This is a genomic window from Streptococcus mitis (assembly GCF_946188585.1).
Lineage (GTDB): Bacteria > Bacillota > Bacilli > Lactobacillales > Streptococcaceae > Streptococcus > Streptococcus mitis_DG.
In genome coordinates, this window is record NZ_CAMHVI010000001.1 from 410,500 (window position 1) to 424,425 (window position 13,926).

The 13,926-nt window shown below is 41.0% G+C and carries 16 protein-coding genes; 4 read left to right on the forward strand and 12 right to left on the reverse strand.

Annotated features, from left to right (window positions below; genetic code table 11):
- Nucleotides 1–129 precede the first annotated feature (129 nt).
- From N8M66_RS02030 to N8M66_RS02075, 10 genes are all read right to left on the reverse strand, one after another.
- Entirely contained in the window at nt 130–840 is a 711-nt protein-coding gene (locus N8M66_RS02030; protein ID WP_000062200.1) for an ABC transporter ATP-binding protein, read from the reverse strand.
- Nucleotides 840–1,604: an ABC transporter ATP-binding protein gene (locus N8M66_RS02035; protein WP_001185997.1), complete on the reverse strand. Its 765-nt coding sequence runs from the start codon at nt 1,602–1,604 to the stop codon at nt 840–842. Before N8M66_RS02035 ends, N8M66_RS02030 begins: the two co-directional genes overlap by 1 nt.
- The gene (locus N8M66_RS02040) at nt 1,604–2,560 is read right to left on the reverse strand and encodes a branched-chain amino acid ABC transporter permease (protein WP_000662290.1); all 957 of its coding nucleotides are present in this window, start codon (nt 2,558–2,560) and stop codon (nt 1,604–1,606) included. The genes N8M66_RS02035 and N8M66_RS02040 overlap by 1 nt, the downstream gene beginning before the upstream one ends.
- A 3-nt stretch (nt 2,561–2,563) precedes the next feature.
- The gene (locus N8M66_RS02045) at nt 2,564–3,433 is read right to left on the reverse strand and encodes a branched-chain amino acid ABC transporter permease (protein WP_000941427.1); all 870 of its coding nucleotides are present in this window, start codon (nt 3,431–3,433) and stop codon (nt 2,564–2,566) included.
- A 115-nt stretch (nt 3,434–3,548) separates the two neighbouring features.
- Nucleotides 3,549–4,709 (reverse strand): ABC transporter substrate-binding protein, encoded by a 1,161-nt coding sequence (locus N8M66_RS02050; RefSeq protein ID WP_042750282.1) that lies wholly within the window; start codon nt 4,707–4,709, stop codon nt 3,549–3,551.
- Between the two features lie 66 nt (nt 4,710–4,775).
- Nucleotides 4,776–5,063, reverse strand: coding sequence for a YlbG family protein (locus tag N8M66_RS02055; RefSeq protein ID WP_261045309.1), 288 nt, complete (start codon nt 5,061–5,063; stop codon nt 4,776–4,778).
- A 78-nt stretch (nt 5,064–5,141) separates the two neighbouring features.
- Nucleotides 5,142–5,732 carry an ATP-dependent Clp protease proteolytic subunit ClpP gene (clpP, locus tag N8M66_RS02060; protein WP_000613475.1) on the reverse strand — a complete coding sequence of 197 codons (591 nt, stop codon included), beginning with the start codon at nt 5,730–5,732 and terminating at the stop codon, nt 5,142–5,144.
- 173 nt (nt 5,733–5,905) lie between these two features.
- Nucleotides 5,906–6,535: a uracil phosphoribosyltransferase gene (gene upp / locus N8M66_RS02065; protein ID WP_000515974.1), complete on the reverse strand. Its 630-nt coding sequence runs from the start codon at nt 6,533–6,535 to the stop codon at nt 5,906–5,908.
- An 88-nt stretch (nt 6,536–6,623) separates the two neighbouring features.
- Complete coding sequence (locus tag N8M66_RS02070) at nt 6,624–7,091, reverse strand: deoxycytidylate deaminase (protein WP_000136975.1); 468 nt, start codon at nt 7,089–7,091, stop codon at nt 6,624–6,626.
- An 18-nt stretch (nt 7,092–7,109) separates the two neighbouring features.
- A complete protein-coding gene (locus N8M66_RS02075) occupies nt 7,110–7,667 on the reverse strand; it encodes a TetR/AcrR family transcriptional regulator (RefSeq protein WP_000004136.1) in 558 nt (185 codons plus the stop codon).
- A gap of 124 nt (nt 7,668–7,791) precedes the next feature.
- Here N8M66_RS02075 and N8M66_RS02080 point away from each other — a divergent pair, with 124 nt between their 5' ends.
- From N8M66_RS02080 to N8M66_RS02090, 3 genes are read left to right on the forward strand one after another with little or no spacing between them, the layout of a single operon-like run.
- Nucleotides 7,792–8,637, forward strand: a complete 846-nt coding sequence (locus N8M66_RS02080) for a DegV family protein (protein WP_261045310.1) — start codon at nt 7,792–7,794, stop codon at nt 8,635–8,637.
- Nucleotides 8,638–8,695: 58 nt separating this feature from the next.
- Nucleotides 8,696–9,868 (forward strand): NAD(P)/FAD-dependent oxidoreductase, encoded by a 1,173-nt coding sequence (locus N8M66_RS02085; RefSeq protein WP_261045311.1) that lies wholly within the window; start codon nt 8,696–8,698, stop codon nt 9,866–9,868.
- 48 nt (nt 9,869–9,916) lie between these two features.
- Nucleotides 9,917–10,438 (forward strand): DUF1697 domain-containing protein, encoded by a 522-nt coding sequence (locus N8M66_RS02090; protein ID WP_261045313.1) that lies wholly within the window; start codon nt 9,917–9,919, stop codon nt 10,436–10,438.
- 42 nt (nt 10,439–10,480) lie between these two features.
- On the opposite strand, the gene N8M66_RS02095 is transcribed toward N8M66_RS02090, so the two are convergent.
- The gene (locus tag N8M66_RS02095) at nt 10,481–11,221 is read right to left on the reverse strand and encodes a MerR family transcriptional regulator (RefSeq protein WP_261045314.1); all 741 of its coding nucleotides are present in this window, start codon (nt 11,219–11,221) and stop codon (nt 10,481–10,483) included.
- 341 nt (nt 11,222–11,562) lie between these two features.
- Here N8M66_RS02095 and N8M66_RS02100 point away from each other — a divergent pair, with 341 nt between their 5' ends.
- Complete coding sequence (locus tag N8M66_RS02100; RefSeq protein ID WP_261045315.1) at nt 11,563–12,903, forward strand: sodium-dependent transporter; 1,341 nt, start codon at nt 11,563–11,565, stop codon at nt 12,901–12,903.
- Nucleotides 12,904–12,942: 39 nt separating this feature from the next.
- On the opposite strand, the gene manA is transcribed toward N8M66_RS02100, so the two are convergent.
- Nucleotides 12,943–13,887 (reverse strand): mannose-6-phosphate isomerase, class I, encoded by a 945-nt coding sequence (gene manA, locus N8M66_RS02105; protein WP_261045317.1) that lies wholly within the window; start codon nt 13,885–13,887, stop codon nt 12,943–12,945.
- Between the last annotated feature and the right edge of the window lie 39 nt (nt 13,888–13,926).

The window sequence follows — 13,926 nt, forward strand, 5'->3', positions numbered from 1 at the left end:
ACTAAAACAATCCACTGGATTTGATGATTGCTTCGCAATCTTCATCCGCCGACTAAAAAGGTCCCCCGGACTATGCGATGATTGCTCTGCAATCTCTATCTGCCGACTAAAACAATCCACTGGATTGTTTTAGCCACCTAGATATGCTTTTCTGACTTCTTCTGATGAGGCGAGTTCTTTTCCTGTTCCTGATAGAACGATTTTTCCTGTTTCCAGTACATAACCTCGGTCAGAGATTGCGAGTGCCTTATTGGCATTTTGTTCAATCAAGAGGACAGTTGTTCCTTGCTTCTGGATATCTTGAATGATATCAAAAATCTCTTGGATAAAGATTGGGGCAAGTCCCATTGATGGTTCATCTAAAAGTAGAAGTTTCGGTGTCGACATAAGAGCTCGTCCCATGGCAAGCATTTGTTGTTCCCCTCCTGAAAGAGTGGCTGCATCTTGGTTCTTGCGTTCTTCAAGACGTGGGAAACGTGAGAAAACTTTCTTTAAGTTAGCTTGATTTTCTTCACGATTTTTCTTTAAGAAAGCACCCATTTCTAGATTTTCCATAACAGTCAAGCCAGGGAATACGTGGCGTCCTTCTGGTACTTGTGAAAGACCTCCTGCCACGATTTTCTGAGCCGGCATTTTTTGGATTTCTTGACCTAAAAATTCAATCTTTCCTGAGCTTGGTCTAACTAAACCAGACAAGGTACGGAGAATGGTTGTCTTACCTGCACCATTGGCACCGATAAGGGAAACAACTTCTCCTTCATTCACTTCAAAGCTTACATCACGGACTGCTTGGATCATGCCGTAATGCACAGAAAGATTATCAACTTTTAACATAGACATTAGGCTTCACCTCCTAGATAAGCTTCGATAACGCGTTTATTGGTCTTAATTTCGTCTGGAGTTCCTTGGGCAATCAAACGACCGTATTCAAGTACGTAGATACGTTCTGTTACTTCCATGACCAGATTCATATCGTGTTCAATCAGCATGATTGTAATCTTAAATTCATCTTTAATACGACGAATTAACTCAGTCAATTCTGCTGTTTCCTGCGGGTTCATACCTGCTGCTGGTTCATCCAAAAAGAGAATTTTAGGTTCCGTAGCGAGGGCACGAACAATTTCCAAACGACGTTGTTGTCCGTAGGCAAGATTTTTAGCAAGAGTTTCTGCATCACCATCTAAATCGAAGATTTTCAACAATTCCAAAGCTTTAGCCTTTAATTCTTTTTCACTCTTGTAAAAAGCTGGTAAGCGTAAGAAACTAGCAAAAACATGTTGTTTGTGATGGTTGCCAAAAGCAATCAAAACATTGTCCAAAACTGTTAAATCTTTAAAGAGACGGATATTTTGGAATGTACGTCCAAGTCCCAAAGAAGCAATCTTATAAGGTGACTTTCCATTCAAAAGGTGACCATCTAGTGTTACTGTTCCCTCACTTGGTTCATAAACACCCGTCAAGAGGTTGAAAAGGGTGGTTTTCCCAGCTCCGTTTGGACCAATTAGTCCAACCAGTTCCCCTTCGTTTAATTCAAGAGTCACATCTCCAACAGCTGTAAGACCGCCAAAATGTTTGGTTAACTGTTTTACTTCAAGTAATGCCATTAGTTTTGTTCCTCCTTCTTAGATTTTTTAAAGAAACGTGATAGGCTCAATTCCCATGTTCCAAGGAGTCCACCTGGTCTGAAAATCATGACCAATACCAAGGCCAAAGCATAAATAATCATACGCACACTAGCAACATCTTGGAGAAGCATATTCAAAATTCCAAGGACAATAGCTGAAACAATCGCACCTGTAATGGAACCAAGTCCACCAAATACAACAATGATCAAAACGTTGATTGAGTTGATGAAAGTGTAATCTTTCGGTACAACTGAACCGATAAATCCTGCCTGAAGTGATCCTGCAATACTTGCAGTAATGGCACCAAAGACAAAGGCGATGATTTTAATTTTAGTCGTATTAACCCCAACTGACTCAGCAGCGATTTCATCCTCACGAACGGATAGGGTTGATCGACCAATCGGGCTACGCAAGAAGTTCAATGTTGCAATGGTTGTAATCACGACAAAGAAGTAAACCATTTGCCAAGTTGTAAAGTTAGGAATTCCCAAGATACCTGCCGCACCATTTGTAAGGCTTCCGCCATTGATGATAAAGATACGGATAATTTCAGAAACACCTAGAGTCGCTACCGCAAGATAGTCGCCCTTCAAACGCAAGGTTGGAATTCCGACAAGCAAGGCAACTGCTCCTGAAAGCAAAGCCCCTACCAGCATAGCTCCAAAGAAGGCACCGTAGGTTGGTGATTTAGAACCAATAATAGCTGCTGCATAGGCACCAATCGCCATGAAACCAGCATGCCCAAGTGAAAATTGTCCTGAAAAACCAACGATTAAGTTGAGACCAACAGCCAGAATAATATTAATTCCAATTTGTTGTAAAATCTGTACATAGAATAGATTGAGTACTCCAACTGAAACCAGTACACTAATCAAGCCATAGCCAGCTAACAAAAGGAGTAACCATAGAATATTAACTTTTAAATTTTCCTTCATCGTTTACACCTTCTCTTTCACATTCTTACCAAGAATACCAGCTGGGCGGACAATCAAGATCAACAACAAGATTCCATAAACAATTGCATCACGGAAGTCTGACATCCCAAAGGCTGTCGCAAAGGTTTCCAATAGACCAATCACAAATCCACCAAGAGCCGCACCAGGAATAATTCCGATACCGCCAAGTACAGCGGCAACGAAAGATTTAAGACCTGGAGTAACCCCCATCAAAGGCTCAAGAGAGTTATAATAGAGGGCAATCAGAACACCAGCTGCACCCGCAAGAGCTGAACCCAAAGCGAAGGTAAAGCTGATAGTACGGTTTACGTTGATCCCCATCAATTGCGCTGCATCGCTATCTACGGATACTGCACGCATGGCTTTCCCCATCTTGGTCTTTTGGACAATGACTTGTAACAAAATCATCAAAATCAAGGAAATGGCCAAAATCATTAACTGCACATTTGTTAGGCTAACTGGTCCCAAATCATAACGAACTGTTTGAATCGCTTGAGGGAAGGCACGGGTATTGGCACCAACCAGATAGACCATGCCATACTCCAGTAAGAAGGAAACCCCAATAGCTGTAATCAAAACAGCAATACGAGTGGAGTGGCGCAAAGGTCGGTAAGCAAGGAATTCAATCACGACACCAAGAATGGCTGTCGCTAGCATCGCTACAATAAGCGCTACAAAGAAATTCATTTGGAAAGAATTAATCAAGAAATAACCGATAAAGGCTCCCATCATATAAATATCACCGTGGGCGAAGTTGATGAGCTTGATAATTCCGTAAACCATGGTATATCCTAGGGCTAACAGTGCATAAACACTACCTAGAATCAAACCATTTACTAGTTGTTGGAGCATAAGATTCACTCTTTCTATATATAATTTCGAGGGTTTTCCCTCACTTTTTGATAGGTTCTTAAACATCGAAACAGGGAGTGAGTCAGAGGCTCATTCCCTATTTCAACATTTTCTATTATGGTTTTACAACTTCTGCTGCTTCAACCTTACCATTGTTCATGGTCATCATGTAAGCAGTTTTGACTGTGTTGTGGTCTGCATCGAAGCTTGTTTGACCAGTTACACCTTCAAAGTCTTTTGTTTTAGCAAGGTTGTCTTTGATCTCACCTGAGTTTTTGGCACCTTTTGCTGCGTTTGCTACAAGGTGAACTGAGTCATAAGCCAAAGCTGCAAATGTTGAAGGCTCTTCATTGTACTTAGCACGGTAAGCCTCAAGGAAGGCTTTTGCTTTAGCAGAAACTTCTACAGTAGTTGAGAAGCCTGAGATAAAGTAGATGTTTGATGCTTTTTCAGGAGTTGCTTGTTGTACAAACTCTTCACCGTTGAATCCATCACCACCAACGATTGGTTTGTCAATTCCCATACCACGCGCTTGGTTTACAATTTTACCAGCTTCAGTGTAGTAACCAGGGACGATGATAGCATCAAAGTCTTTCCCTTTCATTTTTGTAAGGGCTGCTTGGAAGTCTGTGTCACCTGCTACGAAAGTTTCATCTGCAACGATTTCACCCTTGTAAGCCTCACGGAAGGCTTTAGCAATACCTTTAGCATAGTCGCTGGCATTGTCAGTGTAAAGAACAACTTTCTTAGCGTTTAATTTTTCAGTAACATAGTTTGAGATAATTTTTCCTTGGAAGCTATCTTGGAATGTTCCGATAAAGAGGTAATCTTGACCTTTAGTCAATCCATCTTGAGTCGCACTTGGTGAGATCAATGGAACACCTGCTTTTGTAGCGTTCGCTACCGCAGCTGCAGTTGCACCAGATGTCGCAGGTCCTACGATTGCTGATACTTTAGATTGGGTTACAAGGTTAGTTGTTACTGAAGCCGCCTCAGCTGTTTCAGACTTGTTATCTTTATCAACTACTTCGATTTGTTTTCCATCGATACCACCTGCTGCATTGATTTCATCAACAGCAAGTTGGGCACCTTTTTGTTCAGATGTACCGTAGGCTGCTACGGCACCAGTTTCTTCGAAGTTAAATCCGATTTTGATTGTCTTTTCATCTACTGAGTTACCAGCAGCGTTTGACGCTCCAGACTTCACTTCTCCACAGGCTGCAAGAAGTGCTACACTTGCAAGCGCCACAAACGATAGGGCAAATTTTTTCTTCATCTTTTTTGTCTCCTTATTTCTTAAATAAATAGCATGTTAAGAATATACCGAATTATCAGAAAATTGTCAACACTTTTCTTGAACTTTTTCGATGATAACGTTTTCCTCTCGATAAAGATTACCCACAAAGGGTGTTTCCAGCTCTTGGATATGACAAACTCTGACTTTTTTTATAAATTTTTCCTTGCTCAAGTGTCTGACCAATTGCTCCACTTCTTGAGTTGGAACATAGAGTTGTAAGTAACGATGTTTCTTGGAATGATAGGTAATATCTCCATAATCCTGCAATTTTTTGGCATCACGATTATAGTAAAGATAGATAATCAAGCCAGATCGATTGACTTTTTCAAACATGATAAATCCTCTTTCTAAGAAATCTCTCCCTATTATACCAAAAAAAGCAAACCCAGTCGAGTTTGCCTTCTTTCATCATTAATTCAATGAATTGTTGGCCATGATTTCATCAATAAAGCCATATTCAAGTGTTTCTTGGGCGCTCATCCAGTTATCGCGTTCTGCATCTGCGTGAACTTTTTCGATTGACTGACCTGAATTTTCAGCCAAGATTTTTTCCAAGGTATTACGAGTTTTAAGCAAGTGTTCTGCAGCGATCGCCATATCGGTTTGTTGAGTACCACCACCTGTACCACCCATTGGTTGGTGAATCATGTATTCAGCATTTGGAAGCATGAAACGTTTGCCTTTTGCTCCACTTGATGCGATGACTGTTCCCATAGATGCTGCCATACCCATAACGATAGTTTGGACATCCGCCTTGATAAAGTTCATGGTATCAACGATTGCTAAACCAGCTGAAACGGAACCACCAGGTGTATTGACATAAAGGTAAATATCTTTTGTACTATCTTGGGCATCCAAGAAAAGCAATTGGGCAATAACAGAGTTGGCCATGTTGTCTTCAACTGGGCCTGTCAGCATAATGATGCGGTCTTTGAGAAGACGTGAGTAAATATCGTAGGAACGTTCTCCACGGCTTGTTTGTTCAATAACTACAGGAATCATTTATTTCTCCTTTTGAGTTTTAATTTTGTTGGTCAAATGACTGAAGATAAGACTATTATAATATCTAGGTCAAAAAAGGTCAAATTTTTGCTCTGCTTTCATTAGACAGAAACAAAAATTCAACCCCCTTTCACGACTGGAAATACTTTTCCAAGTCATTCTTCTTTTCGATGTTATTTTGTACCGAACAAGCGGTCCCCAGCATCTCCAAGACCTGGAACGATATAACCGTGTTCGTTCAAGCGTTCATCCAAGGCTGCTGTAAAGATTTCTACATCTGGATGAGCTTCTTGAAGAGCTTTTACACCTTCTGGAGCAGATACAAGGCAGACAAATTTGATATTTGATGCGCCACGTTTTTTAAGAGAATCAACAGCCAAGATTGCTGAGCCACCTGTTGCCAACATTGGATCTACCACAAAAATTTGACGTTGGTCAATATCTTCAGGCAATTTCACTAGGTACTCAACTGGTTGAAGCGTTTCTTCATCACGGTACATACCGATGTGGCCAACTTTAGCGGCTGGAACCAAGCTCAAGAGCCCATCAACCATCCCGATACCTGCACGCAAGATTGGAACGATAGCCAATTTCTTACCTGCCAATTGTTTTTGAACTGTTTTTGTAATTGGTGTTTCGATTTCCACATCTTCTAGTGGAAGATCACGAAGTACTTCATACCCCATCAACATTGCAATCTCATCTACTAGCTCACGAAAAGCTTTTGTAGAAGTATCTGTACGACGCAAGATTGACAATTTGTGTTGAATCAGTGGATGATTAATAACTTCAATTTTTCCCATTTTTGGAATTCCTTCTTTCAATTTATTCTTCTTATTATACCAAAAAACGGTTTAAAAATCTTTCTAAACCATTTATTTTTGATAATTTTTACATTAAATCTGCCTCTTTAAGAGCTGACTGTACTGTCTCAAGTGGTAAATGAGTCAATTCTGTCCCTTTTTCTTGATAAAGGTATTGGGCATAGTCATCCATTCGGTACTGGTTGATATAAACCACGCGCTTACAGCCGACCTGCAGCAATTGTTTGGTACAGTTGAGACAAGGAAAATGGGTCACATAGGCTGTAAAACCTTTAGGAACACCACGTTCAGCCCCTTGGAGAATGGCATTAACCTCAGCGTGAAGGGTGCGAACACAGTGGCCTTCAATGACCAGACATTCATGGTCAATACAATGCTCAGTCCCTGACACCGAACCATTGTAACCAGTGGAAATCACCTTATTATCCTTTACCAGAATTGCGCCCACTTTGGCACGTTTACAAGTGGAACGATTGGCAATCAGTAGGGCTTGGGCTGCAAAATACTCATCCCAGGCTAGTCTTTTTTCAGTCATATCTCTTCTCCTTTTTCTCTATTTTTTAAAAAATGGTAACCGTAAGTCTGCAATCTTTTCAGCTGGTACCTTCATGCCATCCTTGATCCATTTGAGGAGGACAGAGACGATGGCTGAACTCCAGAAGGAATGAAGATAAGAGCTGACACCTTTTGATTTTCCATGGTATTTTTCTAGAAATTCCTGCATGGCTTGGACAAAGATTTTTTCCAGATGGTAATCTAAGGCAAGTTGAATCACTCTGGCTTCCTTTCTTGCTTCTCGGAAAAGGTGAACCCAGACCAGATAAAGGTCTGTCTTTAAATCATAATGATGCAACTGTTCCATAATATTGTGGACAGTTCTTTTAAAGACGCTCTCTAAAATCTCCTCTTTGGAATCATAATTACGATAAAAGGCCGCACGCGAAACGCCTGCACGCTTGACCAATTCAGAAATACTAATCTTGGTCAGATCCTTTTTTTCCAAGAGTTGCAAGAGGGCTGTTTCAATGGCTTCTCTGGTTAATAGATTGGATTCTTGGTTTGATTTTCTGAGATTTTCAAGAGACTTTTCAGAGATTCTACGTTCAGACATAACATTTTCTTTCTACTTGTCACAACAGATGGATGAGGCTTTTGTTTCAAGGGTTTTCATGATATAATTGTAAAAAAAGACAGAACCTTTGTCAATGTATAACTGACAAAGATGGAGAATTTCTATGACTTGGAAGATTATTGCTGACTCTGGTTGTGATTATCGTCAGCTGGAAAGACCAGCTATTGACACAACCTTTGTAAGTGTCCCCTTAACCATTCAAGTAGCTGATCAGGTCTTTATTGATGATGCCAGTCTTGATATTGACCAAATGATGGAAACCATGTATGCAACTGCAGAAGCTTCAAAATCAGCTTGTCCAAGCCCAGATGATTATTTGCGAGCATTTGAAGGTGCCAAAAACATTTTCCTAGTAACCATCACGGGTACTCTTTCTGGCAGTCACAATAGTGCTCAACTAGCAAAGAATATTTATCTGGAAGAACATCCTGACACTAAGATTCATGTGATTGATAGTTTGTCTGCTGGCGGTGAAGTTGACTTGCTCGTAGAAAAATTAAACGACTTGATTGACCAGGGCCTATCTTTTGAAGAAGTGGTTGAAGCTATCACTGCTTATCAAGAAAAGACCAAGTTACTTTTTGTCCTAGCCAAAGTCGATAACTTGGTGAAGAACGGCCGTTTGAGCAAGCTTATCGGTACAGTCGTTGGCCTTCTCAACATCCGTATGGTTGGAGAAGCTAGTGAAACTGGAACTCTCGAATTGCTACAAAAAGCCAGAGGAGCAAAGAAATCAGTTCAAGCAGCCTATGAAGAGGTGATGAAAGCTGGATATGCTGGTGGACGTATTATCATGGCCCAACGTAATAACGAGAAATGTTGCCAACAGCTCTCAGAAAGAATCCGTGAAACCTTCCCACAAGCGGATATTAAAATTCTCCCAACATCTGGTCTCTGCAGTTTCTATGCAGAAGATGGTGGTTTGCTGATGGGATATGAAATTGATTAATTGCATTCTTGACAAGAGGTGACCATCATCTCTTGTTTTTTTGTGGTACAATAGAGCTATGAAACATTTTGATACTATTGTCATCGGTGGGGGACCTGCTGGTATGATGGCTACGATTTCCAGTAGCTTTTATGGACAGAAAACCCTCCTCATCGAAAAAAATCGGAAACTTGGAAAAAAATTAGCTGGAACTGGTGGAGGACGTTGCAATGTGACCAATAATGGTAGCTTGGACGACCTACTAGCTGGCATCCCTGGAAATGGGCGCTTTCTCTACAGTGTCTTCTCCCAATTTGATAACCATGATATCATTAATTTTTTTACGGAAAATGGTGTTAAACTTAAAGTCGAGGACCACGGACGCGTCTTTCCTGCTAGTGACAAGTCTCGAACCATTATCGATGCTTTGGAAAAGAAAATCACTGAGCTAGGTGGTCAAGTTGCTACTCAAACAGAGATTGTTTCGGTTAAAAAGGTGGATGACCAGTTTGTTCTTAAATCAGCTGACCAAATCTTCACTTGTGATAAACTGATTGTCACAACAGGTGGAAAATCCTATCCTTCCACTGGCTCTACTGGTTTTGGTCACGAAATTGCTCGTCATTTTAAGCACACCATTACCGAACTTGAGGCCGCTGAAAGTCCTTTGTTGACAGATTTTCCACATAAAGCACTTCAGGGAATTTCACTAGACGATGTGACCCTAAGCTATGGTAAACATGTCATCACTCACGATTTACTTTTTACCCACTTTGGTTTGTCTGGTCCTGCTGCTCTGCGTATGTCTAGCTTTGTCAAGGGTGGGGAGGTTCTCTCGCTAGATGTTTTGCCTCAACTTTCTGAGAAGAACTTGGCTACATTTCTAGAAGAAAATCGGGAAAAATCCTTGAAAAATGCTTTAAAAACTTTGCTTCCAGAACGCTTGGCAGAATTTTTTGTGCAAGGCTATCCCGAAAAAGTCAAACAGCTTACTGAAAAGGAACGTGAACAACTTCTCCAATCTATTAAGGCCCTCAAAATCCCTGTGACTGGCAAAATGTCCCTTGCCAAATCCTTTGTCACCAAAGGCGGTGTCAGTCTCAAGGAAATCAACCCCAAAACTCTGGAAAGTAAGCTGGTACCTGGGCTTCACTTTGCTGGCGAGGTCATGGATATCAATGCCCACACGGGTGGCTTTAACATTACTTCTGCCCTCTGTACTGGCTGGGTGGCAGGATCAAACCCAATCTAAATATACATTACTAAACGGAACAATCCGCCCCAAAAGAAAGGAACTACTTTGGAACATATTATCTTGCTAAGGGGAGTGACTCCTAATGGAAAAAATGCTATCCCTAAAATGTCTTATCTAGTAGATATCTTGACAGAAGCTGGTTTTCAACAAGTTCGAACTTATATTCAAAGCGGAAATATTATTCTTGAAAGTAACTTAGCTCTCGAAGAAATACGAGAACAGGTTCATACTCTAATAAAGGAAAAGATTGGAGCCGATCTCAAAATAATCATTAAGAATAAGGATATTTTTAAAAACATTGTCCAAGAAAATCCGTTTGGAGAACACTATCTTTATGACCGTGTACACGTGATTATTTATCAAGAACCTATTCAAAGTCTCCCTTTAGAAAAATTAAAAATGGATTACGGTGAAGAAGAAATTTGTGTCGGTAATCACTGTCTCTACCTCTATCTCCCTAGAACTGCAAAACAAAAAAAGCTCAATACTAACTATCTTGAAAAACTTTTCAATGTAGATTTGACCATGCGAAAACTAAATGTAGTAGAAAAATTATTAAGCAAGTAGTGCTTGAATTTAGAAAAAAATCGGAAGATCACTCCTCCGATTTTATTTTGTCTGAGTTTGGACATAGTGGGCAATCACATCTGATGTGTACTGGGCTGTTCCAGGTCCAAATTTGTCAATGTTTTCCTTAAACTCAGGGTTATAGACGTATCCTTTCCCGATATGACCGAAGACTTCAATCGTACAATCAAATCCATAAGTACGAATAGCTTGCAAGAGTTTGGCTGCTTCTTCTTGATTTTCGGTTGCTGTTACAGGTAGACCAGATTGAAGATTTTGTGCCAATGCTTGAAAGACTTGGTTAAAGGCAGCCGTAGCCTCGTCTTCGTGACCTTTTTGGCGCTCGAGCGCTTGGTCCATGACTTCTTGTCCATATTTTTCTACCGCTTCTTGATGGTATTTTTGATGGTCTTGGTAGTTAAATCCAGCAAATTTCTCTTGAATGCTCATTTCTCTTTCTCCTTTTTGTTCTTGAATGGTTTTTTGCAAGGTGGAAATCAAGGTATCCAGATGTTGCCTTTCTCGAGTTAGATAGTCCAACTGCCTAGTCAAATGGGGCAATAAATCTGTCCTTTCTTCCTTTAATAGCTCTGCTATTTTTTCTAAAGAAAAGCCAAGATATTTATAATAAAGAATGACCTGAAGTCGCTCCAAATCCTCCTGACTGTATGTTCGATAGCCGTTTTCCGACTTTAAAGGAACCAAAAGCCCTATCTTATCGTAGTGGTGCAGCGTCTTAACCGAGACGCCCGAAAGCTGCGCAGCTTCTTTTATATGGTACATGATTTCCTCCTTATACTCAATGAAAATCAAAGAGCAAACTAGGAAGCTAGCCGCAGGCTGTACTTGAGTACGGTAAGGCGACGCTGACGTGGTTTGAATTTGATTTTCGAAGAGTATTACAATGATAGTATAACCCCTCCCCTTAGGTCAGAGTCAAGCGTTTTTGCGAAATTTTTTTACTTTATCATAACATGAAAATGGTTTTCTTGACAGACCTTAGAAAACATGATAGGATAGTCAAGTCTATTAATCAAAAGAAAGGCTCATTTTGAGTACTTATGAGGCTATTTGCCAAGGGCAGTAGCTTTTTCTTTTGTAATACTAATTTTAGGAGTTTAACTATGTCTGAAAAATCGCAATGGGGTTCTAAACTGGGCTTTATCCTAGCATCTGCTGGATCAGCAATCGGACTTGGTGCCGTTTGGAAATTCCCCTACATGACTGCTGCTAACGGTGGAGGAGGCTTTTTACTTGTCTTTCTCATCTCCACTATTTTAATCGGTTTCCCTCTTTTGCTGGCTGAATTTGCCCTCGGCCGAAGCGCTGGTGTCTCTGGGATTAAAACCTTTGGAAAACTGGGCAAGAATAGCAAGTACAACTTCATCGGTTGGATTGGTGCCTTTGCCCTTTTTATCCTCTTATCATTTTACAGTGTTATTGGAGGATGGATTCTAGTTTATCTGGGTATTGAGTTTGGAAAATTGTTCCAACTTGGCGGATCGGATGATTATGCTCAGTTATTTACTTCAATCATTTCAAATCCAGCCATTGCCCTAGGAGCTCAAGCTGCCTTTATCCTATTAAATATCTTTATTGTATCACGTGGAGTTCAAAAAGGGATTGAAAGAGCTTCTAAGGTCATGATGCCCCTGCTCTTTATTATCTTTGTTGTCATCATCGGGCGCTCTCTCAGCTTGCCAAATGCCATGGAAGGCGTTCTTTACTTCCTCAAACCAGACTTTTCAAAACTGACCAGCGCTGGTCTCCTCTATGCTCTGGGACAATCTTTCTTTGCCCTCTCACTAGGGGTTACAGCCATGCTGACCTATGCGTCTTACTTGGACAAGAAAACCAATCTAGTTCAATCAGGGATTTCCATCGTAGCCATGAACATCTCGGTATCAATTATGGCGGGGCTAGCAATTTTCCCAGCCATGTCCTCCTTTAATATCCAGTCTGAAGGAGGGCCAAGCCTGCTCTTTATCGTCTTGCCTCAACTCTTTGACAAGATGCCTTTTGGAACCATTTTCTACATCCTTTTCCTCTTGCTCTTCCTCTTTGCGACGGTCACTTCTTCTGTCGTGATGCTGGAAATCAATGTGGGTAATATCACCAATCAGGACAACAGCAAGCGTGCTAAATGGAGTGCTATTTTAGGAATCTTGACCTTTATCTTTGGAATTCCTTCAGCCCTATCTTACGGTGTTATGGCAGATGTTCACATTTTTGGGAAGACCTTCTTTGATGCTATGGACTTCTTGGTTTCCAATCTCCTCATGCCATTTGGAGCTCTCTGCCTTTCACTTTTTACAGGCTATATCTTTAAAAAGGCTCTTGCTATGGAGGAACTCCATCTTGATGAAAGTGCATGGAAACAGGGACTTTTCCAGGTCTGGCTCTTCCTTCTTCGCTTTATCATTCCAATCATCATCATCGTGGTCTTTATCGCCCAATTTATGTAATCAAAAAGGACTTGAGTAATGAACTCAGGTCCTTTCTTTTTATGGATGACTAACAATCAATTCCAAGCCTTGCCCTTCTAGGGTCCAAGCTTCAACATCACTTGGTAGAATAAAGTGGCTGCCTTTTTGGATCGGATAGTTTTTTCCGTCAACAGTGAGGTGACCTTGACCAGCCAAGACACTCAACAAGCTGTAGTCAGCTGTCTTTTCGAAGTCAACTTTTCCAGTGATTTCCCACTTGTAAACTGCGAAGAAATCATTAGAGACAAGTAAAGTTGAACGCAAATCATCTGCTTTGACAGTTACAGGACGGCTATTGGCAGGCTCGCCAATATTCAAAACATCAATTGATTTTTCAAGGTGAAGTTCACGCAAGTTGCCATTATCATCCTTACGATCAAAGTCATAGACACGGTAAGTGGTATCGCTAGACTGCTGGGTTTCAAGAATCAAGATGCCCGCACCGATAGCGTGCATGGTGCCACTTGGCACATAGAAGAAATCTCCAGCCTTAACAGGCACTTTTGTCAGCAATGCATCCCAGTTTTTGTCCTCGATTTGCTGACGGAGTTCTTCTTTTGACTTGGCATTATGACCATAGATAATCTCTGAACCTTCATCCGCAGCGATGATGTACCAGCACTCTGTTTTCCCTAGCTCACCTTCATGTTCTAACCCATATGCATCGTCTGGATGAACTTGAACACTGAGCCAGTCGTTGGCATCCAGAATCTTAGTCAAAAGTGGAAATACAGGTTCTGGACGATTGCCAAACAACTCACGGTGTTCCGCGTACAAAGTAGCGAGGTCTGTTCCCTCAAAACGACCATTGGCCACCTTTGAAACGCCATTTGGATGGGCTGAGATGGCCCAATATTCTCCGATTTTTTCACTTGGGATGTCGTAGCCAAACTCATCACGTAGCTTGGTTCCACCCCAGATTTTTTCTTGCATAACTGATTGTAAAAATAATGGTTCTGACATCTTGATCTCCTGTCTGATTTTTCTCCCCTCATTATAGCA